Here is a 25806-nt window from a genome sequence, read left to right as displayed (position 1 = left end):
GGTAATTCCCAATGTAAAATGATGAATGCTAAAGGTAAAAGTAGCTAAGCGCAACCCACTTTTACCTTTAACATTACTCATTTATTATTTGAAATTGCTTTTCTAAACGACCTTCACCGCAATCCGATGGCAGGCATTGTTGCAGTAGCCTTCCGGATTCCATTGCGGCATCACCATCGGCTGCGAAACCCCCGCATCGTCGACGGCTCGCGCCCAGATTTCATAGTAGCCTTTTTGCGGAAGTTTTAGCTCTGCCGTCCACTGCTGCCAGGCCAGCCGGTTTTTGGGGCTCTGGAGTTTGCAGGATTGCCACGTACTGCCGAAATCGAAGGAAACCTGCATGGTTTTCACCGCCCGGTCGCCCGCCCAGGCGTGGCCACGCAGGCTGATCGACTGACCCAGATCCACCATCGCCCCGGTTTTTGGAAACGTGATGAGGGATTTGACCGGCATGGATTCGATGATCCTGAACTGATCCTCCGGCGGATCGACACCCGGCTGAACCGGATTGATCGGTACTTTGTAGCTTTTTCCCGTCATTTTCGCCCCATCGTGTACCTTGTTACGAACAGCGATGGTGTGCAGCCACTTGCCCGAAACCGAAGCCGGCCAGCCGCCAATCACCAGCCGCAACGGGTGGCCGTGCGTCAGCGGAATGTCCTTGCCATTCATGGCCCAGGCCACCAGCGTTTCGTCTTCCAGCGCTTTTTTGATCGGAACACCCCGCGAAATAACCGGTTTGGTGGCGTCCTGGCTGATGTGCAAATCTTTGCCGAAATACCCGATGTAAACCGCATCGTCTTTCAAACCGACATCCGCCAGAATGTCTTTCAGCCGGACGCCCGTCCACTCGGCACAACTCACCGCACCGTCGCTCCACTGGTTTCCGGCGGTTTGGGGTGCGTAGCCCGACCGCCCATTCCCGGCGCATTCGAGCACCAATTGGTAGGAATAGGTTTTAAACTTCTTCTTTAAATCGCTGAGGGAATAGGTTTTGGCGGCTTTTACGGATTCGCCGTTGATGGTAAGCTTCCAATTGGCTACATCAATGCTCTCGGGAATCAATCCATTGTTTCGGATGAACATTTTATCGGCGGGCGTAACGGCATCGTCGAGCAAATGGGCGGGAGGTTCAACATTCCACGGTTTATCGTTCAGCACGATCAGATCTTTGTTTTTGATCAGCATCGGGTTGGGTTCAGCGTGCCCCGGTTCCTGAAAAGCAAGCGGGAGGTAACCGGTTGGCAGGCGGTCGGCGAAGGCGATTTTGGTGCCCAGCATCCCGGCCATCGTAGCCAGCGTACTTTTTTTGAGGAAACCCCGACGGTTGAAGAGCGATGATCGATCCATGAAAGCAAGTAAAAGGATTGGGTTGAATAGCTCAAAAGTAATAAAAAAAGACCTACAGGGCGCTTTCGTCCTTGCAGGTCTCTCAAATCAGTAGTATAAACCGGGTGTTACACCACGGCTTCGCGGTGAATGATTGCGCCCCGATCCGGTCCGGTCGAGATAAAGCTGATCGGCAGGCCCAGTTCGGCTTCCAGAAAGTCGATGTAAGCAGCCAGTTCGGCCGGCACTTCTTCGTAGGTATGAAAGGTAGCCAGATCGGTTTTCCAGCCTTTGAATTCCTTGTAAATCGGAACGACAGCCGTATCACACAGGTCGTAAGGCAGTTGTTCCGTAACTGTACCGTCCGGCAACTGGTAATGCGTACAGATGTTGATGGTGTCGAAAATGTTCAGAACATCGACCTTCATCATAATCAGTTGTGTCACGCCATTGATCATGATGGCGTATTTCAGCGCGGGCAGGTCGAGCCAGCCACACCGGCGGGGGCGACCCGTCGTCGCGCCGAACTCCCGGCCTTCCGCCCGCATCCGTTCGCCGGTTTCGTCCGACAATTCGGTGGGGAAGGGGCCACTGCCAACACGCGTGCAATAGGCTTTGAAAATACCGAACACCTCACCGATTTGCCGGGGCGCAATGCCCAGGCCGGTGCAGGCACCCGCCGACATCGTGTTCGAACTGGTGACGAAAGGATAGGAGCCAAAATCAATATCGAGCAGTGATCCCTGCGCACCTTCCGCCAGCACTTTCTGGCCCGCACTCAGGGACCGGTTGACTTCGTATTCACTTTCAACCAGCTGAAACTGCTTCATAAACTCCACCGCTTCGAAGAATTCTGCTTCGGCCTGTGGCAAAACCGACTGGTAATCAAACTGGTGGTGATCCAGCGTGATCTTGTGGAGATCCACCAGTTTGGTGTATTTGGCCCGGAAGTTCGGCGAAAGCACATCACCTACGCGCAGACCCTGACGGGCTACTTTGTCCTGGTACGTTGGGCCGATTCCGCGCAGAGTCGAACCGATTTTCGATTCGCCTTTGGACAGTTCATAAGCCGCATCCAGCAGGCGGTGGGTCGGCAGAATAATCGATGCTTTTTTGGAAATAAAGAGGTTACGCGTCAGATCGAGCTTGTACTTGGCTAAACCGTCGATCTCTTTCCGGAACACGATCGGGTCGAGAACGACGCCGTTTCCGATGATATTTTTAATATCCGTCCGGAAAATTCCCGACGGAATCTGGTGCAGGACGTGCTTATAGCCGTCAAATTCCAGCGTATGACCGGCATTCGGTCCACCTTGAAACCGGGCCACCACTTCGTACTGCGGGGCCAGTACATCTACAATTTTCCCCTTACCTTCGTCGCCCCATTGCAGGCCGAGTAATACATCTACCATAATAAAAATTTAAAAAATGACTGCGTTCATCGAGTTAGGTTTTAGTCGTTGAAACGAAGTGTTTGGGCGTTATTGTCCCATAATTAGTGTTATTGTCCCATAATTAGTAATGTCTATGACACCAGCGGTTGACCGCCGTGTTCCTGAAGATCTTTCTCTTCCTCGCTTTTGGACCGGTTTTCGCAATGGTCGCGCTGGCAGCTTCCGTAGAAAATCAGCGAGTGGTGCATCACGTTGAATTTCAGCATGTCACCCACCAGCGACTGAATGTTCTGGACGCGTGGATCGCAGAACTCCATCACGTGGTGGCAATCCGTGCAGATAATGTGATCATGCTGCTTGTAGCCGTACGACTTCTCGTACTGGGCCAGATTTTTTCCAAACTGATGTTTCGTTACCAGATCACAATCCACCAACACATCAAGGGTGTTGTAAACCGTCGCCCGACTGACCTGGTACTTCTTATTTTTCATCGAGATGTAGAGTTCATCGACATCAAAATGATCTTCACGGTTATAGATCTCTTCCAGAATAGCGAAGCGTTCCGGGGTCTTCCGCAGGGCTTTGCTTTCTAAATACGCCGTGAAAATTTTCTTTGCGGCATCGAGGTTGGCTTGTTTCGCTATGGGCATAACTTCACATTTATGGATTCCGGAGTTCGGCGTGTTGAGCTTAAGAAGCTGGTAGTAAAGTATATACGAGACTATTTGCACCCATATCCATCCACTCCAGAATCCCAGAACTCGCTAATGCAGTACAAAATTAATCAAACCGGGCTACTTTCACGACTCCATCGACTTTTTCGAGTTTTTTCATCAATTCTTCGAGGTGACGGGTGTTGTGAACGTATAACTTCAGGGTGCCTTCAAAAATTCCGTCTTTCGAGTCAATCGTGATCGACCGGATGTTGATGTGCAGTTCGTTGCTGATGATTTTGGTCACATCGTTCACCAGACCCACGCGGTCGGTGCCCGTGATCCGCAAACCGGCCAGAAAAGCCAGGTCGCGCTGCGACGTCCACTTGGCCTTGATAATCCGGTTGCCATGGTTCGACATCAGTTCGACGGCATTCGGGCAGGTGGTTCGGTGAATTTTGATGCCTTCGTTTACCGTCACAAACCCGAAAACGTCGTCGCCCGAGATCGGATTGCAGCACTTTGCCAGCGTGTAATCGATCCGGTCCATGTCTTCGCCGATCAGCAGCATGTCGGCGTCGGCCCGCTCGCCGTGGAGTTTTTTCAGTTCTTTTTCAAACTGTTTTCCGTCCTGAAGCGTGTCGGTATTGAGTTTATTCTGGCGGTTTTCCTTGGATTCCTTGTCTGACTTGAACCGTTTCAGTTCCTGAACATCAATGTGTCCCTTGCCAACGCGATAAAAGAAATCATTGGAGGTTTTGGAACCGAAATAGGCCCGAAGCTGATTGAGGACCTCGTTCGTCATTTCCAGACGAAGCGTTTTCAATTTTCGGGCCACGGCTTCGCGCCCGTCCGTAATATGCTGTTTGTTCTCCTCCTTGATGAGGTCTTTGATCTTGGTTTTGGCTTTCGACGTCACCACAAACCGCAGCCAGTCCTCGTTCGGTTTTTGTTTGTTGGAGGTAATGATCTCGACCTGATCACCATTGTTGAGCACGTGGCTGAGCGGCACCAGCGTCGTATTGACCTTGGCCGCCATACACCGCGCCCCAATCTGCGTGTGAATGTCGAAGGCAAAATCCAGGGCCGTGGCGCCCCGTTGCAAAACCTTCAGGTCGCCTTTGGGCGTAAAGACGAAAACTTCCTCGCTGTACAGGTTACTTCGGAAATCGTCCAGAAACTCGATGGCCCCAGTTTTTTCGTTGCTGGCCGATTCGAGCATTTCGCGCACCTGGCTAATCCAAGTTTCGATGCCGCGCCCGGTCTGGGTTTCGTTGCCTTTGTATTTCCAGTGGGCCGCGTAGCCTTTTTCGGCGATTTCGTTCATGCGGGCCGTCCGGATCTGTACTTCGACCCACTGCCCGGCTTTGCTCATGACCGTGGTGTGCAACGACTCGTAGCCGTTGGCGCGGGGGGTGCTGATCCAGTCTTTCAGCCGGTCGGGGTTGGGCTTGTAATGATCCGTTACGACCGAATATGCCTGCCAGCAACCGGCCTTTTCGCTTTCGGGCGGCACGTTTAGAATGATCCGGATGGCAAACAGATCGAAGATTTCCTCGAAGGGTTTTTTCTGCTTGCTGAGTTTATTATAGATGGAATAGATGGATTTGGGGCGGCCTTTCACCACAAAATCATAGCCCATTTCTTTCAAATCGTCCTCAATCGGCTCAATAAAACGGGCGATGAAGCGATCCCGGGAGGTTTTGGTTTCCCGCAGTTTCCGGGCAATGTCTTTATAGGCTTCCGGTTCGGCGTATTTTAGATACAGATCCTCCAGTTCTGATTTAATCGCGTTCAACCCCAGCCGGTGGGCCAGGGGGGCGTAGATGTAAATCGTTTCGGAAGCAATTTTGAGCTGTTTGTCGCGGGGCATCGAGTCGAGCGTCCGCATGTTGTGCAACCGGTCGGCCAGTTTGATCAAGATTACCCGCACATCGTCCGATAACGTCAGCAGCATTTTGCGGAAGTTCTCGGCCTGTTGCGAGGTGCCGTATTCGAATTTTCCCGAAATCTTGGTCAGGCCGTCGATGATCCTGGCAACCTTCGGACCGAAGAGCCGGTCGATGTCAGCAATGGTCATGTCGGTATCCTCCACGACATCGTGCAGCAGGGCGGCAACGATGGAGGTGGTTCCCAATCCAATTTCTTCAACGGCAATCTGGGCAACGGCGAGCGGGTGATAGATATAGGGCTCGCCCGACCGCCTGCGCATGCTCTGGTGAGCTTCCAGGGAGGTGTTAAACGCCTTTTTGATCAATTTGGCGTCGTTATCCTTCAACATCGGTTTCGCTTCCCGCAGTAACCGGCGGTAGCACTTCAAAATTTCTTTCCGTTCCTGGTCAAGGTCAATGACCGGTTCAGCGGTTATGTCCATAGGGGTGCGTCCTTCTTCTTGGGTTATACGCTGCATCACTTTCGGGTACAGGATATACATTAATATTAGAAAACTGGCTCAGCAAATCAAAGGAATAGTTAGAAAAAATAATCCTCGTTCCGGAAGGGGTTGCTCAATACAGAAATCATTTGTACTTTTGCAGGCCAAAATTAGTTTGGGAGTTAGAACAGGATGGGCTTGGGCGCAAATACAGAACGCTTCACTCCCCTAACGACTAAATGCCTAAACTAGATATTCGCGGGCGTGGCGAAATTGGTAGACGTGCCAGACTTAGGATCTGGTGCCGCAAGGCATGGGGGTTCGAGTCCCTCCGCCCGTACGGTTTAATTTCGAATGAGTGAATGCGTGAATGCGTGAATAAGTCATCCAAGGGCTATTCCGGTAAACATTCACTCATTCACTCATTCTTACATTCAAAATTATTGCCTCGTGGAAATTGCATTAGAAAAATCAACGGAAACCAACGCTTCGCTGAAAATCAAGCTATCGAAAAGCGACTATCAGCCGGAAGTAGATAAGAAATTGAAAGACTACGGACGTCGGGCCAGCATCAAAGGGTTTCGTCCGGGCAAAGTGCCTACCTCGTTGATTCAGAAAATGTACGGCAAAAGTGTGCTGGTGGAAGAAATCAACGAGTTGTTGAAAAACACGGTCAGCAACTACATCCGCGACCATAAATTGCAGGTGGTCGGCGATCCGCTGCCCGACCGCGAGCAGGCCGACGCCATCGACTGGGATAGCCAGAATGAGTTTGAATTCAATTATAACCTGGGCCTGGCTTCGGATTTTGAAGTCGATTTCGACGCTTTGCCGCCGGTGCCTTCTTACGAAATTCAGGCGGGTGAAACCGAGTTGAATTCCACCATCGAAGAACTGAAAACCCGGTTTAGTGGTCAGGCGCACGTCGAAGAATCCGCCGAAGGCGACATGATCTATGGCGAACTGAAGCAACAGGCGAAAGAAGACGGCGAGCCGTTTGCCACCAAAACCGCTTTCCCAACCAAGCAAATCGCGGCCGAAGAACTGCCGAAATTTGTGGGCCTGAAAAAAGGCGATACGGTTACCTTCGATATTCAGAAAACATTTGTTGACGAAAAAGCCCGGGCTTTGGCAACGGGTCTGAAAGGCGAAGAAGCCGCCAATCTGGAAGGTGAATTTACCTTTACCGTCGATGACATTACCCGCAGCGAACCGGCGGAAATTGGCCAGGAGTTTTTCGATAAAGTCTTGGGGAAAGATGTGGTTGAAACGGAAGATCAGTTCCGCGAAAAGGTACTGGAAGTGATCAAAGGCAACTACGGACGCGAGTCGGCGACACTGGAACGGCTTGACATTGAGCAGGCTTTGCTGGATAACATCACCATCGGGCTGCCGGACGATTTTCTGAAGCAGTGGTTGCTGTCCACCAACGAAGGCAGTGTGACGGAAGCGGAAGTGGAAGAGCAATACGACGCTTTCGCCCGGTCGGTGAAACTGCAACTGATCAAAAATAAAATTGCCAGCCAGAACGAAATCAACGTAACCTACGAAGATGTGCTGAACGTGACCCGGGGCATGGTGCGCGAGCAGTTCGGTTTTTACGGCGATGATGAGTCGATGAACCAAAGCATCGACAAGATTGCCCAGCAGTATTTGATGGATGAAAAAGGCGAAAATTACATGAAAATGTACAACCGCCTTTCCGACGATAAAGTGATCGAGTTGATCAAGAGCAAATTGACGCTGGAGCCGCGGACGGTTTCCGTGGATGAGTTCAAGGAACTCGTGAGCACCCGCCAGCCGGTATAATGCTTACCCCGTTAGCGCCGGGCCGACGTTTCGGTTGTAAACCCTGACAGCGGTGGAGGTGTTGTTTAAAGAATCGGGTTTTAATGCCCACCGCTGTCAGGGTCTTCGACCGAAACGTCGGCCCGGCGCTAACAGGGTGGGCATTAAAACCCGATTCGGTTTCGGTCGGTGGGAGGGACAAAATGGCGGACGACTTCGACGAGGGCCATCTCTTCGGCTTTCCGTTTCCAGTAGGCCACTTCCATCCGAAGCTTTTCGATTTCCAGGTCTTTCCGCTGTTGCGCGGTTTTCAGGATTTCGACCTGGTGAACCACTTCGGCCGGATACAATTCCTGATGAGGAAGGATTTCGCCCGACAGCAACTGGGCCGCCGTGGTGCCAAGTGCCGTCGCAATTTGCTGCAGGCGCGAGATCGTTACATCCGTTTTTCCCCGCTCAATGTCTCCGTAAGCGGTGGTGGAGAGGCCCAGCATATCGGCCATATTTTCCTGCGAATACCCTTTCTGTTGGCGCAGTAAACGGATTTGGGAACTTATCGTCATGACGTCTCAAGAAATTCTGATAATATAATAAGTCAAACCGACTATCAAAACCGGGTTTGATTGCCCATTTTTGTATCGTAACACGGACGAAGGGGAAGTTGGTTTCAAAACCGGTTTTCAGTCTTCAACACGCCTTTGTTCCGAAAAAAAAACGAAGGCTGACAACCGGATACCAGAGAGTGCGTTAAGTTTGTATTTTCGTTGCGCTAAACAGAAGAATAATCAGTATGAATCAAGGAAATGAATTCCGCAAATTTGCCGTTCACCACATGGGTCTGAACGGGTTGACGGTGGATGGCTACGTGAACCATACCGTTGAAAATATGACCCGCTCCGTGATTGAAGAACGTCCGATGAACTTCCGCGAGGTCGACGTTTTCTCCCGGCTGATGGCCGACCGGATCATCTTCATGGGGATGGGCGTTGATGATAACATCGCCAACATCATTGTCGCACAGTTGCTTTTCCTGGAATCTGCCGACCCGAAAAAGGATATCCTGATGTACATCAACAGCCCCGGTGGCTCGGTGTATGCCGGTTTGGGAATTTACGACACCATGCAGTATGTGCGGCCCGACGTCGCCACGGTTTGCACGAGTCTGGCCGCTTCGATGGGTGCGGTGTTGCTTTGTGGTGGAGCCGCCGGCAAACGCTCGGCACTGCCCCACGCCCGGGTGATGATTCACCAGCCGTCGGGGGGAGCGCAGGGCCAGTCGGTCGATATCGAAATAACTGCCCGCGAAATCGTAAAACTGCGGGATGAATTGTACGAAATCATCGCGGACCACTCCGGAAAAACGAAGGAGCAAATTGAAAAAGATTCCGATCGTGACAAGTGGTTCCGGGCTGAAGAAGCCAAGGAATACGGCCTGATCGATGAAGTATTGCGTCGGGAGAAATAAGATTCGGGAAATTGGCTCCCTAAAAACGGAAACTGTCTATGATGGTTTCCGTTTTTTTTACCTGGAAAGTCACTATTTTAGCGTCTTCCTCTAAACTACGGCTATGAAAAAGAATATCCTGATCGGACTTGTCGTATTATTCGTTGGTATTCAATTTATTCGGCCCGAAAAAAATGAAGGACCCGCAGATACGCCCCAGGACGTTACGCATTTTGTAACGGTACCGGATGCGGTGATGACCACCCTGAAACGGGCTTGCTACGATTGCCACTCCAACCACACAACATACCCCTGGTATGCCAGCGTCAGTCCGGTGAGCCTGTGGCTGGCCAATCACGTCGATGAGGGCAAAAGCGAACTCAATTTCTCCAATTTTGCGCAGTACGACAAAAAGCGCATGGATCACAAGCTGGAAGAAGTAGCCGAGGAGGTTGAGGAAGGCAATATGCCCTTGCCAGCGTATACGCTGATTCATCAGGATGCCAAATTGAGTGAAGCCCAGAAGCAACTGATTGTCGACTGGATCAAAACGGAGCGGGCGAGGCTGGGGGTAATTCCCGAAAAATAAAAAGCCGGCACAAAAAGGAACCGGATTGTGGTCCCAATCCGGAGTCTGTTCTGCGTCCGATCAGGCACAGAACGGCCCCAATGCTCTTCTGTTGCCGTTTTGCGCCTTCTTTACGTTTACTGTTCAATCGGAATTCCAAGGGCGATCTGCCGAAAGCGGGTTTGGATGGACTTCTGTGGTCGACGCGTACAAACTACCCAACCAAATTTTCTAGTATATTTGTTTTGGCACGACCTGGTTCCCCCAGTGGGTCCTGCTTTTTATCAGTTGAGCCGGAACCCGGCGGCTGGTACCCAACGTTAAGCGAAAACGCGATCTAAATCGTTTAGAAAAATTTTTATGCCACAAGTGAGCTGTTCGTTCTGCGGACGACGGAAAAACGAGGTAACCCTCCTGCTGTCGGGCATCGATGCCCATATTTGTAACTTCTGCATCGAGCAGGGCCATCAGGTAGTGCTGGAAGAAACCAAACCCAAACGGTCGAATCCGGAAGATCGCCCCAACTTCAATCTCGTCAAACCGATGGAGATGAAAAGTTACCTGGATCAATACATCATTGGGCAGGACGAGGCCAAAAAAGTGATGACCGTTGCCGTTTACAACCACTACAAACGGTTGATGCAGCCGCCGTCGAACGACGAAATTCAGATTGAAAAGTCGAATATTGTGATGGTAGGGGACACCGGAACCGGCAAGACCTACCTGGCGCGTACCATCGCTAAAATCCTGCAGGTGCCTTTCTGCATTGCCGACGCCACGGTTATAACCGAAGCCGGGTATGTGGGCGAAGACGTGGAAACCATTTTGACGCGGTTGTTGCAAGCTGCCGACTACAATGTCGAAAACGCCGAGCGGGGTATTGTTTACATCGATGAGATCGACAAAATTGCCCGGAAATCAGACAATCCGTCCATCACCCGCGACGTGAGCGGGGAAGGCGTACAACAGGCGATGTTGAAGCTGCTGGAAGGGTCCATCGTCAATGTGCCACCCCAGGGCGGGCGCAAACACCCCGACCAGCGCATGATTGCGCTCAACACGGAAAATATCCTGTTCATCTGCGGAGGAGCCTTTGACGGCATCGACCGGCACATTGGGAAGCGCGTCAATGCCCGGCCCATCGGTTTTTCGGGTGGCCGTCGGCTGAACGATTCGCTGGAGCGCGCGCACCTGATGCGGCACGTATCGGCGCAGGATCTGAAATCGTTCGGTCTGATTCCGGAATTAATTGGCCGTTTGCCCGTTTTAACCTATCTCGAACCCCTCAGTTCTGAAGCCTTGCGCCGGATTCTGACGGAACCCAAAAACGCCATCACGAAGCAGTATGCCAAGCTGTTCCAGATGGAAGATATTCAATTGTACTGGGACGATCTGGCCCTCGATTACGTAGTCGATCAGGCCATGGTGTATAACCTGGGAGCCAGAGGGTTACGTTCCATTTGCGAGTCGATCATCACGGATGCCATGTATGAACTTCCCTCAACGAAGGAAGTGAAAGAATTAACCATCACGGTCGACTACGCCCGGGAGAAATTCGGCAAGTCGTCGCTGCACGTTCTTCGGTCAGCTGCCTAGTCTGCCGACCGGAACCGGAATGGGTTCGGTTCCGGTCGGTCAGATTTTTTTTGGGAAACAGAACAAATACGGTTTTGGGAAGTTTTGGATACGAAGCAACCATCATGCTTCGTCAAAACCTCAATTATACCCGTATGAAAACTTCTTCCCGAAACGTGATTTATGCGTTGATCGCCACGGTTTTATTCAGCGCCTGCAGCCGTCCGTATGCCACTTACCAGAAAATGCCTGTCGAGCATTATGGCAGCCGGAAAACCCAAACCCCGGTAGCAGTGCCTACTGAAACGGTCCTGGCTACAACCCCTCAGGATGTCGTAAGTTCTCCTTCGCTTTCTCAATCCCTGGCTGCCAGTCCGGAGGTAGCCGTAGTCAACACACCGTCGGCCGAAATAGAAAAAGCCAAAGCCGCCGTTGACCAGGCGGTGGCCAGCAGTGCCAATAAAGTAACGGGTAACAAGCTACAGAAGAGCATGGCCCGCATTCAGAAGATGCTGGGTGCAGAAACCACTCAGACGTCGATGGATTCCCGCAAAGCCGGTGTGGCCAAAAAGCCCAATCTGGCCGAACGGCTGATGTTGAAAAACGTCGATAAAAAAATCAAAAGAGCCCTGGCTCCGAACTACCCCAATGCCCCCAAAGCCGTCAACGTCATCGTGACCGTGGGTGCCATTGTGGCCCTGGTCGGTTTGATTTTATACTTAGCTACGACCTCCAACGCCATCGGGATTACACTGCTCATTGTCGGGCTTGTTCTGCTGCTGGTCGGATTGATCGTCTGACCGAACGTATAGCGTGCCTGGTTTTTCGAAACCGGGCACGTTGCTTTTCCGCTATTTTGGCGCGAAATGACCGTTTTTAGGTGCGGTAAATAAAATTATCCGTTTGCCTACAGACTTTTTCGTAAAAAGTAGAGTCAAGTTTTGCAGGGATGCTAATCATTCTGCTTTTTTGCCCCCAGTTACAACGAATACACATTACTCATCTAATCTCCATTTTACATTTCATGAGAACATTTTCCAAACTGGCAGTGTATGCACTGCTTTCTTCAGCTTTGTTGAGTGCCTGTAGCCGTCCCTATGCTACCTATCAGAAAATGCCGGTCGAACGCTTTGGCAGCCGTCAGGAAGTTCCTGCGGTTCAGGCTACGCCGACCCAGGCAGAAGACGTAGCGGTGGTATCGGTAGAAACCCCGGCCCTGACGCCCGCTGAGCAGGCTACTCCCCTGACTACGGCGGCAGCACTGAAAAACGTTGAGCAGAAACTCCAGGAAGCCGTTGCTCGCAATGATAATAAACTGGCTGGTAACAAAAAGCTGGAAAAGCGGATGGCCCGCGTTCAAACCATGCTGGCCGAAGCGAGTGCTAAATCTGCTGCCACGACCACGAAGGCATCAGCTTCAGCATTGACCCCGACGCACAAAATGAATCTGGCGGAGCGGATGATGATGAAGAAAATCGACAAGAAAATCAAAAATTCGCTGGCTCCGGACGAAGCAAAAGCCATGAGCCGGACGCTCCGGGCGGGTGTGATTCTCGGCGTAGTAGGTTTGATTTTAGTTATTTTGGGAATTCCGGTCTTGTCGTTGATTGGTCTTTTAGCACTGATTGCCGGTCTGGTACTGATCCTGGTGGATGTGCTTGCGCAGTCGTAACAACGCGCACCTTTTCCGTTATAAACATTGATAAATTTGGCGTAGTAATCGACTTTCGGGTTGGCTACTACGCCAAACTGTTTTCAGACTTCCTGGTTATTACCTCTACACACCTTAAAAACAATCGAACGATGAGTGAGAAACCGGTTATAGTGTTGATTCACGGCCACGGCGTCGATGCGGCCATCTGGAACGCGGTCTATGACGAGCTGACCACTTTCGGCCGCGTTGTGAAACCGGATCTTTCGGAACAAACCCGGCACGAAACAATGGAAGCCTACGCCGAGGACCTGTTTAGCCTTCTGCAATCGTCACAAATCGAATCGTGCGTGCTGGTCGGCCATTCGATGGGAGGCTACATTGCGCTGGCTTTTGCCGAACAACATCCGGAACTGATCAGCGGTTTGGTGTTGCTCAATTCAACGGCTTTTGCCGATGATGAAACCAAGAAACAAGCCCGGCAGAAAGCGGTCGACAGCATGCAGGCCAACGGTTCGGAGTCTTTCATCGAACAAACTGTTCCTAAAATGTTCGGGGAAACCTTCCGTAAAAACCATACGGATGTGGTCCAGCAGTTCGTCCAGCAGTATTCGACACTCCCGGCAAAAGCCCTCATTGCGGGGGTCAAGGCCATGGCTTCTCGCGCCGATCGGACGGCGGTTTTGAAAGAGGCCACTTTCCCGGTAATGATTATTGCCGGGCAACAGGACCAGCTCGTACCGATTGAAAAAAGCCGGGAATTGTTCACAGCGGTTCCCAATGCGAAAACCGTTGTTCTGGAAAATGCCGGCCATCTGGGCATGATCGAAAGCCCGGACGACGTGATAACGGCCCTCCGGGACTTTGTGGCCGGTTTATAACGACACCATTGAAGGAATCCGAAGCGGTATGGGGGGAACCTGATACCGCTTTTCGTTTTACGGCAACCGGAACTGAAAGGGGATAAAAGCCGGATGACCGATTAATAAATCACCCGGCTGGTTTCGGGTGGTTTGCGATACCTTTAGGCCCATATCTACGGAGGGAAGTTATGACGGAATCCGCAATTCACCACACCCCTTTACACAGCAGACGCATGCCCACGGTCGCCGATGTCGAACGAATTGCGGCCCTGACCGACCCAGTGGTTCGAAACCTGCAGATTACGCAGTGTTACCACGAACTTTCGGCGGTGTTTGCCGAACGCTCCGGCGCAGGAGCCAACTGGTGTACTTACGCCACCTGGGCTTCCAAACAGGCCGGGCAAACCATCCGCCGGGAAGATGGGGTCCGGGAACTGGAAGCCCGTTTACGCATTCAATCGGAAGCCGGCGAGGCCATTCAGAAAATCATTGGTCTGGTGCGGCAATTGGGTGCCAAACAGAAACCGGATGCCATTCGCACCCTGATCTGGAATACCGTCGTTATGACCGCGCTCAACCGGGCGAGCGAGGCTGTGAGCCGGGGAAACCGGAAGGTTTTTATCGAAATCGGGCGCGAGTTTGCCCGGTTTATGGCGATTTGTCAGCCGGATCCGGTTTACGATCCGGCTCATCTCGAACAGTTTCTACGGGAACTCCGGCCCGGCAACCCACCGGAAGGGCAGCAATATCTGCGGCAGGCTTTCACGTCATATTACCAATCCTGGTTTGAAACCGATCCGAAGCAACAGGCCGAACTCCGGCTGCTGGCGAATCTCCGGATCGGTTTTCACGAACAAACCCGCTTGCAACCCGAAATTGTCGAATCGCTCAACCTGGCTCCCATTGATCCGGCAGTGCTGAAAAACCGCCTGATGGAACTCGTGTTTCCGGCGGGCAGTGTGCTGGGCCGAATGCGGTTGCTCTTTCTGGAAACCATCGGTCAGATTGCCCCCCTGGACCGCGCCATCGAATCGCTGGTGGCGGCCATCCATCAGCAGATTCGGCTGGTGGTGACTGAACAACTGATGACGATGTCCTTTCCACCCAATGTACGACTGCGGCTGGGCCGCGATTTGCTGGTGGATTTTCCGGCTTCGCTCCGGCTGATTACCAACCCGGATTTGCAAACGCTGCTGCTCCAAATCGACCCGACGGCCAACAGCCTGCTGGAAACCGGCGCGCGCGACTGGGCCGATATGCCCGAGCGAATTCACTTCATTGCCGACCTCTTCCGCTGCTACCACGAATCGGCGGCCCTGTACGAAGCCCCCTTTTCGCCCGATCAGGTGGCGGTTTTGGCGACGGGTAAACGACCCGCCGGCCGACTTTGAACCTCTGTTCGCTCTTGATGGTTATCAAAAGCAGGCAGTCAGGCCTGCTTTTTACATTTTTAGCAACGATTTATCGTCAGAATGCGTAAAATTGCAGGCTGAAAATCAAGTACCTGAAATTAGTAATTCGCTTAATCCAGTTTCAAAATGCTTTTCAACGTCTATCCGCTCTACGACATCGAACCCATTCGGGCGCAGGGCAGCTATTTATGGGACACCAAGGGGGATCGTTACCTCGACTTATACGGTGGTCACGCGGTTATTTCAGTCGGCCATACCCATCCCAAATACGTCAGGGCGTTGACGGAGCAGTTGAACCGGATTTCGTTCTATTCCAATTCCGTACGGATTCGGCAGCAGGAAGAATTGTCGGAAAAACTGGGCACGCTATCGGGCTACCCGGATTACGCGCTGTTTCTGTGCAATTCCGGGGCCGAAGCCAACGAAAATGCCCTGAAACTGGCGTCGTTCCATACGGGTCGGAAAAACGTGGTGGCGTTCAAAAAGTCGTTCCACGGCCGGACCGCCGGAGCCGTAGCGGCTACGGACAACCCGGCCATCGTAGCCCCCATCAACTACAACGAACACGTTACGTTCCTGCCGTTCAACGACATCGAAGCCGCAAAAGCCGGTATTACCGACGAAACCTGTGCCGTGATCATCGAAGGCATCCAGGGTGTTGGCGGGATTCAGGTCGCTTCCGATGCGTTTCTGCAAGCCCTGCGTCAGAAGTGTGACGAAACCGGTGCCATTTTGATTCTGGACGCGGTGCAGTGCGGTTATGGACGTTCGGGCCAGTTCTTCTCCCACCAGTTCAGCGGCATCACGCCGGATCTGATCACGATGGCGAAGGGCATGGGCAACGGTTTTCCGATTGGCGGGGTGCTGATTTCGCCAAAATTCCATGCGACGTACGGTTTGCTCGGCACCACCTTTGGCGGCAACCACCTGGCCTGTACAGCCGGTATTGCGGTGCTGGACATCATGCAGGAAGAGAATTTGATCGAAAATGCCGCCCAAATCGGCGAATACATCATGGACGGCGTTCGGCAGATTGGCGGTTACAAAGACCTGCGGGGCCGGGGGTTGATGATTGGAATCGAGTATGATTTTCCGGTCGAATCATTGCGGAATTCGTTGCTGTTCGAACACCGCATCTTTACAGGCGTTGCGGGAAAAAATACCATTCGCCTGCTGCCTTCGCTGGCGCTGGGCCGCGAGGAAGTCGATGTATTTCTGGAAGCATTGAGCAAAGAAGTGCGCGTAGTTTCTTAACCGCTTAAACCTGACTCTGCTACTAGAAATGACCAATTTTTTAGCGTACGACGACGTAACCGATTTGAATGCCCTCATTCAGGAGGGATTGAATGCCAAACAGAAACCTTTTGCCGATCAGTCGCTGGGCCATAACAAAACGATTGGCCTGATCTTCTTCAATTCCAGTCTGCGGACCCGCATGAGCACCCAAAAAGCCGCTCAGAACCTCGGCATGAACATCATCATGATGAATGTGGGGCAGGATAGCTGGGGGCTGGAGATGGAAGAAGGAACCGTCATGAACGGCGACAAAGCCGAGCACGTCAAGGAAGCAGCCGCCGTGGTCGGCAAATACTGCGACATTGTAGCCGTTCGGGCCTTTGCCGGCCTGAAAGACCGCGAACAGGATTACCGGGAAGTGGTGATGAACCAGTTCAAAAAATACGCCGGAGTTCCCATCGTCAATCTCGAATCAGCCACCCGCCACCCGCTGCAATCGCTGGCCGACTGCATCACCATCGAAGAGTTCAAAGTGCGGAAACGTCCTAAAATCGTGTTGACGTGGCTCCCGCATTTCAAACCGCTTCCGCAGGCCGTGGCCAACTCGTTTTGCGAGTGGATCAACCACATGGATGCCGAGTTTGTGGTGACGCACCCCGAAGGCTACGACCTGGCGCCGGAGTTTGTCGGCAACGCCCGGGTATCCTACAACCAGGATGAAGCCTTTGAAGGCGCCGATTTTATTTACGGCAAAAACTGGTCCTCCTACCAGCAATACGGGCAGGTGTTGACTCAGGATGCGTCGTGGATGGTGACGATGGATAAAATGAAACTGACCGACAACGGAAAATTCATGCACTGTCTGCCGGTTCGTCGCAACATGAAAGTAACGGATGAAGTATTGGACAGCCCGCAATCGCTCGTGATCGAACAAGCCGCCAACCGGGAATGGTCGGCGCAGGCGGTATTGAAAGGGGTCTTGCAAGGATTATGAACAGTCTGACCATCATTAAAATAGGCGGAAACGTCATCGACAATCCCGACGCACTGACCCAGTTTCTGGCTTCGTTCCGCGGGATTCAGGGACATAAAATTCTCATTCACGGGGGTGGTAAAATCGCCACCCAGGTTGCCGAAAAGCTGGGTATTTCGACTACGATGGTCGAGGGGCGACGGATTACGGACCAGCCGATGCTCGATGTGGTAACGATGGTGTATGGCGGGCTGGTCAACAAGCAGATTGTGGCGAGGTTGCAGGCCATGGGCGTCGATGCCATCGGGTTGACCGGTGCGGATGCCAATACCGTCCTTTCCAAAAAGCGGGCGGTGGGCGCGATCGACTACGGTTTTGTTGGCGATATTGAAGAGGTCAATTCCGGCCAGATTCAGTATTTTGTCCGGCAGAATCTGACCCCGGTTTTTGCACCCCTGACTTACGACCGCACCGGAAGTCTGCTCAATACCAATGCCGACACCATGGCATCCGCGATTGCGGTGGACATGGCGATTCGCAACGAGGTGACGCTGGTCTATTGCTTTGAGAAGAAGGGGGTTTTAGCCGACCCGGACAACGATGACAGCGTGATTGCCGAACTGACGCCCGAAAGTTACGCCGACTACAAAAGCCAGGGCGTGATCAATAAGGGCATGATTCCCAAACTGGACAACGCCTTTAAAGCGGTGGAAAAGGGGGTGAAACGCGTCATTATCTGCCACGCCAACCAGGTGGCCGAAGCCGTAGGCGGGAGTGGTGTCGGCACGGTTTTGCGTTTGGGCGTTCCCGCCTAGCCAACCACCCGCCGTATGCCGACGTACCGTTGTTGGTAGTAACTCGCGTGCAGCCAGTCGTAACGCACCCCGCCGTTCCAGGCCGAATGGATGAACTTGATGCGGTCGCCCACAATCTCGACAATCATGCCGACATGTCCGATGTGACTGCTGCGTGAGCTGTGGCCTTTGAAGAAAATAAGGTCGCCGGGGCGGGCTACCTCCTGATCGATTTTGACACCGACGTTGCCCTGAGCGGCACTGGAATGCGGTAAGGTAACCCCGAATTTACTGAAACAAAACCGGGTGAAGCCGGAGCAATCGAAGCCGCGGGGTGACGAACCGCCGGAGCGATACCGCGAAGAAATGTATTTTTTGGCGTAGCCGAGAATGTCGTGAACGAGTGGAATCCGCTCGTAAAAAGCGGTTTGATCGGTGGTATCCGCCGAAACGGGATGGTTTACCGGGTGCTTTTTTGCGATTCGTTTTAGCGGGCGATGGGCTTGAGCAATGCCAAACGAGACAACGCAAAGCGCTGTCAGGAGCACTTTTCTAATCATAAATTAGTAGGTCAAGTCAAGTTTCGATTTCTAAAAATAGAACCGTTTGCTAAAAAGTCCAAACAATTTACTGCTTTTTCCACAGTGGTAACAAATAAATAATGGAGGGCTTTTTGAACGCACCAAGCGTAGGAGTACGGCTAAACTGCTGAGGGCAAGCGGGTTTTGGGGCCCGTTAGGGTGGCGAAAATAGAGGAGAACTTGATGCCGCTTACTAAAAAGTCAGTTGGGCTGCATTTCGAGCAAAATGATCTGGGTCCACTGGTTTTTGCCGGTGTTGTCGTCCGACATCACCACCAGAATTTTCCGGCCGTCGACGTCTTCGCCCCAGGCCATGCTCTCCAGGTTGTCGGGCCGAAAACCGTTCCGCCCGTTGAAATCGAAAGCCGGTTTATCTTTCCGTTTGAGGAGTTGCCGACGGGTTTCGTCCACCTGCGCTTCGTAGAGTTTCACGGTGACGGCCTTCGTGGTTTTTTCGTAACAGCGTTCCAGCACCAGCAGCCGGGTTTCGTCGCCCGGAACCGAAATAATCTCCGACACCCCGCCGAGGGCTTCGTTGGAGTCGCTCGGGCAGACATTCCGGTCGATCTCGTAACTGAACTCAGCGTCGAACACCACCGAGCCGTTGCTTTTTTTATACCGGTAAAAATGAATCAGCGGATGGTCAACCCGGGCTTCCTCCCGCGAACCGGCTTCGGGGGCAACCCACAGATACTGCGGAGTTATGGCGAGTCCTTCAATGCCTTTATTTTTTTTGGGCAGGGGCATGGCGTGGGGCAAAGCCAGTCGCCGGATGGAATCACCCGGCTGCGGGAGCGAATGCGGTTTAAAACCGACGTAGGATTCCTGATCGTTTTCGACCGTAAAAAAATAGGTATCCAGGGTTGGATCATACCGCACGGCTTCAAGGAACAGGCCCGTTTGAAAGTTTGAATCGGGCTCACAAACCCAGTCGGAAAGCTGATGAATGGTTTTGAAAAGGTGGTATGCTCCCCGGTCTTCGGCCAACTGCCATTCCTGTCGCCCGGAAATGTACTCTATCCCGGAGATATTGTGGAGGTTGCGGCTGCGGGGAAGCGTCAAATAATCTTTGAGCGTGAAGGATACGGTCTGGCTGTGGGTTGGAAACGCAAAAGCCAAACCGAATAGGCTAAAAAGAAGGCCCGGTAAGTTCTTCATGAAACGAGTTACGGAGTCGGTGATGATTAGCAGAAAGCGATTTCATGGTCTTCGCTTTTTTGGTCAAGTTACACTTCTTTGGCCGGAATTGCAGATCGCATTCGAAAGTTGGGGTGAACCAGACGCAATCGGGACTCGTCAGGAGCCTTTTACTCACATGATTATGGGATGGCCCGGCATCGAATCGTTCGTTTCCTTACGGTTCCGGGAAGGCTGGACCCGTAATCAAATTGCCGCTATTCGTGCTATCGACTTTCAAGTAGGATAGGGTAGAATCGCAACCTGACCGTAACGTTCGGAGCGCTTAACTTCCCTTCCCGGTTTTCGCTTCCCGCTCCAGCCGCTGGTATACCGACTCAAAATCGTCGCCGGCTTTAAGCCGGTCAACCAGTTTCGTCAATCCGCCCCGGCCTACCACCGCCAGCCAGCGTGACACCTCCCGACCGGCGGTCATATACGCCAGCATGACCCGGTTGTAATTTCCCGAAAAAAAATCTTTTAGCGATTCCAGTTCGGTCAGCTTCAGAACCACCTGCTGCCCGTGCGATTGCTCCTCCCAGTGATCCTGGAATTCGTCGTGGCGACGCAGGCTGTCGGTGGCCGTCGTAAACCGCTGGTCGATCAACAGCGCCAGCCCCTCGTTGAACCACTGCGGAATCTGGCGTTGGGTTTTCAGCCAGCCCAGGCGGGTGTATAGCTCGTCGTGACACATCTCGTGGGCTAGCACGTCGGGGTTGCGGCCATACGGATTGATGATGATCCACGATTCGCCCCAGGGCGTTCCGAGGCTGCAGCCCGCGCCTTCGCCATCGTGGCAATACTGTTGGTATTGCTCGGGCGATTGGCAAAAGATTACCGTGGCCCTCCCTTTTGCCGGACTGTTCCACAACTTTTCAAGCCGTTTCGTTGCTTCATTGATTTCAAACAGCAGATAAACGCGCTGGCGTTCCGGGGTGCTGGCGTCGACCCATACCGTGGGAGTAAGTTGCTGAAAGTCAGATGTGTATTTTAGGAGTTGACACCGGAAAATCTGCGGAAATGCCGCAAAGTAGGCCAGCGGCAAAATCAGCAGAAACACCAGGAAACGGACAAGCCAACGCATTGAAATCAGGTTTTGGGTATACGGTTTACAGTATTCGGTTTACAGTTTTCAGTTTACGGTGCGGTTCCCCGCCGGGACTGACGCACTCAGCTGACGCAGCATAAAATACGTCAGGCAACATGCGTCAGCCCCGGCGGGGAACCGCACCGTAAACCGTAAACTGAAAACCGTAAACCGGTGCCTATTCAACAGTTCCATTGGCCATGATCAGCTCGGCGACGTTCCGCCCGGTTTGCATCGCGGCATTGAGCGACGGATAGGCGGTTTGATCCCCGCACTGGTACAGATTTTCGGCGCGTTTGAGCGGAGCGTGTTGCGTTCCCGGATAGTAGGTTGGAAGAGCTTCCGGAAGATGGTAGGTTTTCAGCCACCGCCATTGGTCAACCTCATGGCCAAACCAGCCGACCAGTTCTTTCTGAATCCGTTCGGCCAGGGCTTTTTCGTTCACCGCGTCCAGTCCGTGCGTACTGACCGAAATCAACGCCTGGCCGTCGGGGGCGTAGGAGGGAGCCACGTCATTCAGGATGGCGATGTTGTGAATGGCGGATTGGCGGTTTTCATTCAGCAGCAGCAGTTTTTCAGCACCGGACGGTTTTGCTTTGGGCGACTGGCGGGCGGTAAAGTAAGTATTGGTGGTGGCATTAAACAGCCGAACCGGGTTTTCAAGCCCCAGCAGCCGGTTGGCGGCTGATGCATCGACGGCGAGCACAATCGTGTCAGCCTGAAGACTTTCACCGGTTTCCAGGTAGAGCACAGAATCCCGGATTTGCCGCACCGGCGCATTCAGTCGGATCTGAACCGGATCCAGTCGCCTGGACAGTTGCTGCGGAATGGCTTCCATTCCGGCGGCTGGCAGAGCCGCATTCCCCGTATAGAAATTTTTGAAACAGAACTGAAAGAAGTTACTCGACGTCGCCAGGGCATCTTCCAGAAAAATACCACCGAAAAATGGCCGGAAAAACCGGTTGATGATCTGTTCCGAAAAGCCAAAATCTTCGAGAAACGTCTCGGTGTCGGTGGCCTCCTGCTGAAAAAACGCTTCGCTTGAAATGCCCGATACATACCGCATCAGCTCGACAATCCGCAGTTTATCACTGAAGGTTCCTGCATCGGAAGCCAGCGTTTGGAACAAACCCGACGGTTCGCGCAGGGGGTTGATGAACGGAATCCAGCCGCCAGCCGACTGATGGATCAGCGCACCGGAACGAAACGGCTGCAGTTTCAACGCGCCGTAATCCAGTAACCGTTGTGCTTCGGGATAGGCTGTCAGCAGAATTTGAAAACCCCGGTCGAGCCGAAAACCGTCGACAACATCCGTCCGGATGCGGCCACCGACGCCATCGGACGCTTCCAGTAAGGTGGCCTCGATACCGGCCCGGCGGAGGTAAACGGCGCAGGTCAGGCCGGCCATGCCTGCTCCCACAATGACTACGGAGGATTTGGACTGCATCAGGATTCAGTTCGTTTTTTTACAAAAATACAGCTTACCGGATAGGATGATTACTTTTGCACTTTTAGTTTCTCATCCGCATGCATTTACTCGTACTGGACAACATCGACTCGTTCACCTACATGCTCGTCGACTACCTGAAACAGGCCGGGGCCACATGTCGGGTGGTGCGCAATACCGCGACGCTGGACGAAATCACGGCGGAATCGTACGACGGTGTAGTTTTGTCGCCCGGCCCCGGAACCCCCCGGCAGGCGGGTTGTCTGTTAACTGTAATCGAGCACTACCACGAGCAACTGCCAATGTTGGGGGTTTGTTTAGGCCATCAGGCGTTGGGCGACTATTACGGCGCCCGGCTGGTCAGGGCGGCCAAACCGATGCACGGAAAATTGTCGGTGATTAGGAAATCAGCGGAGGACGCTTTAGTAGCTACATTGCCGGACGAGTTCAAGGTTACCCGGTATCATTCGCTGGTACTGGTGGACCTGCCCGCCGAACTGACTGAACTGGCCACTACGATTGAGGGCGAAAACATGGCGTTTCGGCACCGGAATTTACCGCTTTGGGGCATACAGTTTCACCCCGAAGCGGCATTGACCCAGTACGGACTAGCAATTTTAAAAAATTGGATTACCTTTGTGAAAACAACTAAATAGTGACCTTTTCGTTGTACTTTTCCAATTTTTCTACGACAAAACCAAGACCGCTATGAACTATCGTGTTCGGAAAGAAGGTAACTTCCGTTACATTGATGAAGGACAAGGCGACGTATTGCTTTTACTTCATGGATTATTCGGCGCTTTAAGCAACTGGGACGGCGTAATCAACGCCTTCGCTGACCGGTATCGGGTAGTAATTCCGGTGATGCCAATTTATGAAATGCCTATCCGGGAAGCCGGACTGGAAGGGCTTGTGAAATTCATTGAAGAGTTTCTGGCCTTCAAAGACCTGGACAATCTGACGCTGCTGGGCAACTCCCTGGGCGGCCATGTCGGGCTGTTGTACACGCTGAAACATCCGGATATGGTGAAGCGGCTCGTGTTGACGGGCAGCTCCGGGTTGTTCGAAAACTCAATGGGCGGTTCGTACCCGAAACGGGGCAGCTACGATTACATTGCCGAACGGGTTGCCTACACGTTTTACGACCCGAAAGTGGCAACAAAAGAACTGATCGACGAAGTCTTCGAAATTACCAACAGCATTCCGAAATGCCTGCGGATTGTGGCCATTGCCAAATCGGCCCAGCGCAACAATGTGGCGAAGGAAATTCAGCACATCACCATTCCAACGCTGTTGATCTGGGGGCTGAACGACACCATTACCCCACCGGAAGTGGCCCACGAATTCAATCGCCTGATTCCCAACTCAGAATTGCACTTTGTTGATAAATGTTGTCATGCTCCGATGATGGAACACCCGGATCGTTTCAATACCCTGCTGACCGATTGGCTCATCCGACAACCCCTGAATGCCACCAGCCGACAAAGTGATCTCACCATTGCCTGATGGAATTAAGAAATTTCCGAAAAGATTTTGAAACTCTAACGGAAATTTCTTAGTTTTCAACTATACTGTTCCAGTTACACGACATCGGAGATCTCTTCCAGGAATTTTCCGGATGCTTTTGGACTATAAACAGGTACAGAGTAGTAAACAACCGACATCGATGCTGGCCTCCGAACTAATAGACCCGATGATACCGGCCCTGAAGCCGACGGATACCGTTGGGCAGGCCCTCGACTGGATGCAGGAACACCGCGTCGGCCAGTTGGCCATTGTCGACCAGGGCCAGTATAAGGGCCTTGTCAATGAAGATCTGCTGATGGATGTGCCCGATGACACCCACCAGTTGAGTGAGGTCATGCGGCTATTTGAACACCTGTCGGTCCATGAATCCCAGCACCTGTACGAACTTCTGAGTTTAATTACCGAACACCGGCTGCAGGTGATTGCGGTGGTGAACGACGAACAGGAGTTTGTCGGGACGGTTTCCGCCATTGAGCTCCTCAAACAGTTTGCCCAATTGCTGGGCGTTCAGGAAGCGGGCGCCATACTGATTCTCTCCATCAACGAACGCGATTATTCCATGGCTGAAATCAGCCGGCTGGTCGAATCGAACAACGTTCGGATCATCAGCAGCTACTTTGCGGGCGCGGCCTATGGGATGCCCGATAAATCGCGGCTCACACTCAAACTCAATCGCAAAGACATCACGCCGGTGGTGGCCACACTCGAACGCTTCGGCTACTCCATCGAAGCGGCTTTTGCCAATACCCCCATCGAATCCATCGATCAGGGACGACTCGATTTGTTGCTTCGGTACCTGGATTCGTAATTCATCCGGCAATCCGTCGGCAGTCAATAGCAGATTCTTGGACTTTTCTCTCATCTTTGCAAATCTGACTGACGAACTGACTGACGATTTTTATGAAAATTGCTATTCACGGACGCAATTTTGTTGACCTGGCTACTCCATTCATCCAATCCATGTTCGATGAGCTGGCCCGGCGACAAATAGAAGTGCAGCTATCTGAAATCTACCGTTCGTTCCTGGATTCTGCCGGTATCGCCCACCATTCTACCTTAACGTATACGTCGTACCTCAACATCTTCGACGCCGATTTCGCGTTCAGCCTCGGCGGTGACGGAACCCTGCTCGAAGTGCTCACCCACGCCGGGCCGCGCGGCATTCCAATTGTCGGCATCAACATCGGTCGGCTCGGTTTTCTGACCACCATTTCCCCCGAAAATCCGGAATCGTTGCCAAGACTGCTACAGGCCCTGTCGATCGGCGACTACCGGATCGATGAACGGACGCTGGTGAATTTGCAGTCAGATGAAGATCTCTTCGACGGCGTTCCGTTCGGCCTGAATGACGTGACCATTACCAAAACCGAAACGTCGTCGATGATCACCGTTCATACTTACCTCAACGGTGAATTCCTGAATTCATACTGGGCCGACGGCCTGATCATTTCAACGGCTACGGGCTCAACCGGGTATTCGCTGAGTTGCGGAGGGCCACTGCTGCTGCCGCACAACAGCAACTTCATCGTGACGCCCATCAGCCCGCACAACCTGAACGTCCGGCCAATGGTGGTGCCGGATTCGGCCCAATTGTCGTTTGAAGTGGAAAGCCGTAGCAAAACCTTTCTGGTTTCGGTCGATTCCCGTTTTCGTACGGTCAACACCGGTACCCGCCTGAGCGCCCGGAAAGAAAAGTTTGCGGCCAAACTGGTCAAAATGAGCGATGACAGTTTTCTGAATACGCTGCGAAACAAGTTGAGCTGGGGCTGGGATATTCGAAATTAGACCATTAAAAATACCTTTACCGTGTGCTGGAGCCTTCTTTCGCTCAGAATGCACAACAGTTTTACCAAGCGACCCAATAAAATACCAAAAACGGGCGTTTCAGAGGAGGAGATTGACCAAACCGGTCAAAACTCCGATCGATGAATCAG

The 25806-nt window shown here is 52.5% G+C and carries 24 protein-coding genes and 1 tRNA gene; 16 read left to right on the top strand and 9 right to left on the bottom strand.

Translation table 11 applies throughout. The features are described from left to right. Nucleotides 1-102 precede the first annotated feature (102 nt). The 4 genes from F0P93_RS08725 to F0P93_RS08710 all read right to left on the bottom strand — a co-directional run bounded on the left by F0P93_RS08725 (nucleotide 103) and on the right by F0P93_RS08710 (nucleotide 5750). Complete coding sequence (locus tag F0P93_RS08725; RefSeq protein ID WP_150876003.1) at nucleotides 103-1350, bottom strand: sulfite oxidase; 1248 nt, start codon at nucleotides 1348-1350, stop codon at nucleotides 103-105. A 107-nt stretch (nucleotides 1351-1457) separates the two neighbouring features. Then, nucleotides 1458-2741, bottom strand: coding sequence for an adenylosuccinate synthase (locus tag F0P93_RS08720; protein ID WP_150876002.1), 1284 nt, complete (start codon nucleotides 2739-2741; stop codon nucleotides 1458-1460). A gap of 113 nt (nucleotides 2742-2854) precedes the next feature. Further along, on the bottom strand, nucleotides 2855-3373 hold the full coding sequence (locus tag F0P93_RS08715; protein WP_114409446.1) for a Fur family transcriptional regulator: 519 nt from the start codon (nucleotides 3371-3373) through the stop codon (nucleotides 2855-2857). 130 nt (nucleotides 3374-3503) lie between these two features. After that, the gene (locus tag F0P93_RS08710) at nucleotides 3504-5750 is read right to left on the bottom strand and encodes a RelA/SpoT family protein (protein ID WP_150876001.1); all 2247 of its coding nucleotides are present in this window, start codon (nucleotides 5748-5750) and stop codon (nucleotides 3504-3506) included. A 258-nt stretch (nucleotides 5751-6008) separates the two neighbouring features. On the opposite strand from F0P93_RS08710, the gene F0P93_RS08705 reads away from it, so the two are divergent. Next, nucleotides 6009-6090: transfer RNA gene (locus F0P93_RS08705), tRNA-Leu, on the top strand. Nucleotides 6091-6200: 110 nt separating this feature from the next. Next, on the top strand, nucleotides 6201-7559 hold the full coding sequence (gene tig, locus F0P93_RS08700; protein ID WP_150876000.1) for a trigger factor: 1359 nt from the start codon (nucleotides 6201-6203) through the stop codon (nucleotides 7557-7559). A gap of 143 nt (nucleotides 7560-7702) precedes the next feature. Here tig and F0P93_RS08695 read toward each other — a convergent pair whose 3' ends face one another. After that, on the bottom strand, nucleotides 7703-8101 hold the full coding sequence (locus F0P93_RS08695; RefSeq protein WP_150875999.1) for a helix-turn-helix domain-containing protein: 399 nt from the start codon (nucleotides 8099-8101) through the stop codon (nucleotides 7703-7705). A gap of 227 nt (nucleotides 8102-8328) precedes the next feature. Here F0P93_RS08695 and F0P93_RS08690 point away from each other — a divergent pair, with 227 nt between their 5' ends. From F0P93_RS08690 to argB, 10 genes are all read left to right on the top strand, one after another. Beyond that, the gene (locus F0P93_RS08690) at nucleotides 8329-9003 is read left to right on the top strand and encodes a ClpP family protease (protein WP_114409442.1); all 675 of its coding nucleotides are present in this window, start codon (nucleotides 8329-8331) and stop codon (nucleotides 9001-9003) included. 103 nt (nucleotides 9004-9106) lie between these two features. Next, nucleotides 9107-9571, top strand: coding sequence for a heme-binding domain-containing protein (locus F0P93_RS08685; RefSeq protein ID WP_150875998.1), 465 nt, complete (start codon nucleotides 9107-9109; stop codon nucleotides 9569-9571). Between the two features lie 339 nt (nucleotides 9572-9910). Further along, nucleotides 9911-11146 carry an ATP-dependent Clp protease ATP-binding subunit ClpX gene (gene clpX, locus F0P93_RS08680; RefSeq protein WP_150875997.1) on the top strand — a complete coding sequence of 412 codons (1236 nt, stop codon included), beginning with the start codon at nucleotides 9911-9913 and terminating at the stop codon, nucleotides 11144-11146. Nucleotides 11147-11280: 134 nt separating this feature from the next. Next, nucleotides 11281-11925: a hypothetical protein gene (locus tag F0P93_RS08675; protein ID WP_150875996.1), complete on the top strand. Its 645-nt coding sequence runs from the start codon at nucleotides 11281-11283 to the stop codon at nucleotides 11923-11925. A 224-nt stretch (nucleotides 11926-12149) separates the two neighbouring features. After that, complete coding sequence (locus F0P93_RS08670) at nucleotides 12150-12797, top strand: hypothetical protein (protein WP_150875995.1); 648 nt, start codon at nucleotides 12150-12152, stop codon at nucleotides 12795-12797. A 131-nt stretch (nucleotides 12798-12928) separates the two neighbouring features. Continuing rightward, on the top strand, nucleotides 12929-13657 hold the full coding sequence (locus F0P93_RS08665) for an alpha/beta fold hydrolase (RefSeq protein WP_150875994.1): 729 nt from the start codon (nucleotides 12929-12931) through the stop codon (nucleotides 13655-13657). Nucleotides 13658-13872: 215 nt separating this feature from the next. Then, nucleotides 13873-15030 carry a hypothetical protein gene (locus F0P93_RS08660; protein WP_150875993.1) on the top strand — a complete coding sequence of 386 codons (1158 nt, stop codon included), beginning with the start codon at nucleotides 13873-13875 and terminating at the stop codon, nucleotides 15028-15030. A 147-nt stretch (nucleotides 15031-15177) separates the two neighbouring features. Next, nucleotides 15178-16305 (top strand): aspartate aminotransferase family protein, encoded by a 1128-nt coding sequence (locus F0P93_RS08655; RefSeq protein ID WP_150875992.1) that lies wholly within the window; start codon nucleotides 15178-15180, stop codon nucleotides 16303-16305. A 28-nt stretch (nucleotides 16306-16333) separates the two neighbouring features. Further along, nucleotides 16334-17281 carry an N-acetylornithine carbamoyltransferase gene (locus F0P93_RS08650; RefSeq protein WP_150875991.1) on the top strand — a complete coding sequence of 316 codons (948 nt, stop codon included), beginning with the start codon at nucleotides 16334-16336 and terminating at the stop codon, nucleotides 17279-17281. Continuing rightward, nucleotides 17278-18075 carry an acetylglutamate kinase gene (gene argB, locus F0P93_RS08645; protein WP_150875990.1) on the top strand — a complete coding sequence of 266 codons (798 nt, stop codon included), beginning with the start codon at nucleotides 17278-17280 and terminating at the stop codon, nucleotides 18073-18075. Before F0P93_RS08650 ends, argB begins: the two co-directional genes overlap by 4 nt. Here argB and F0P93_RS08640 read toward each other — a convergent pair. From F0P93_RS08640 to F0P93_RS08625, 4 genes are all read right to left on the bottom strand, one after another. After that, nucleotides 18072-18614, bottom strand: a complete 543-nt coding sequence (locus F0P93_RS08640; RefSeq protein WP_150875989.1) for a C40 family peptidase — start codon at nucleotides 18612-18614, stop codon at nucleotides 18072-18074. The genes argB and F0P93_RS08640 overlap by 4 nt on opposite strands. A gap of 222 nt (nucleotides 18615-18836) precedes the next feature. Continuing rightward, nucleotides 18837-19793 (bottom strand): esterase-like activity of phytase family protein, encoded by a 957-nt coding sequence (locus F0P93_RS08635; RefSeq protein WP_150875988.1) that lies wholly within the window; start codon nucleotides 19791-19793, stop codon nucleotides 18837-18839. Nucleotides 19794-20097: 304 nt separating this feature from the next. Further along, entirely contained in the window at nucleotides 20098-20895 is a 798-nt protein-coding gene (locus F0P93_RS08630; protein WP_150875987.1) for a hypothetical protein, read from the bottom strand. 181 nt (nucleotides 20896-21076) lie between these two features. Then, nucleotides 21077-22345: an NAD(P)/FAD-dependent oxidoreductase gene (locus tag F0P93_RS08625; RefSeq protein WP_150875986.1), complete on the bottom strand. Its 1269-nt coding sequence runs from the start codon at nucleotides 22343-22345 to the stop codon at nucleotides 21077-21079. Between the two features lie 80 nt (nucleotides 22346-22425). Between F0P93_RS08625 and F0P93_RS08620 the strand changes: the two genes are divergently transcribed. From F0P93_RS08620 to F0P93_RS08605, 4 genes are all read left to right on the top strand, one after another. Further along, on the top strand, nucleotides 22426-23001 hold the full coding sequence (locus F0P93_RS08620) for an anthranilate synthase component II (RefSeq protein ID WP_150875985.1): 576 nt from the start codon (nucleotides 22426-22428) through the stop codon (nucleotides 22999-23001). A 52-nt stretch (nucleotides 23002-23053) separates the two neighbouring features. Then, entirely contained in the window at nucleotides 23054-23851 is a 798-nt protein-coding gene (locus F0P93_RS08615; protein ID WP_150875984.1) for an alpha/beta fold hydrolase, read from the top strand. A gap of 160 nt (nucleotides 23852-24011) precedes the next feature. Then, nucleotides 24012-24680, top strand: coding sequence for a CBS domain-containing protein (locus F0P93_RS08610; RefSeq protein ID WP_114409423.1), 669 nt, complete (start codon nucleotides 24012-24014; stop codon nucleotides 24678-24680). A gap of 92 nt (nucleotides 24681-24772) precedes the next feature. Continuing rightward, a complete protein-coding gene (locus F0P93_RS08605) occupies nucleotides 24773-25657 on the top strand; it encodes an NAD kinase (RefSeq protein ID WP_150875983.1) in 885 nt (294 codons plus the stop codon). The last annotated feature ends 149 nt before the right edge of the window (nucleotides 25658-25806 follow it).

The organism is Larkinella humicola (assembly GCF_008727875.1).
In the GTDB taxonomy this organism is placed as follows: Bacteria; Bacteroidota; Bacteroidia; order Cytophagales; family Spirosomataceae; genus Larkinella; species Larkinella humicola.
The sequence above is the reverse complement of the archived record's forward strand: the minus strand, read 5'-3'. Positions and strand labels throughout refer to the sequence as shown.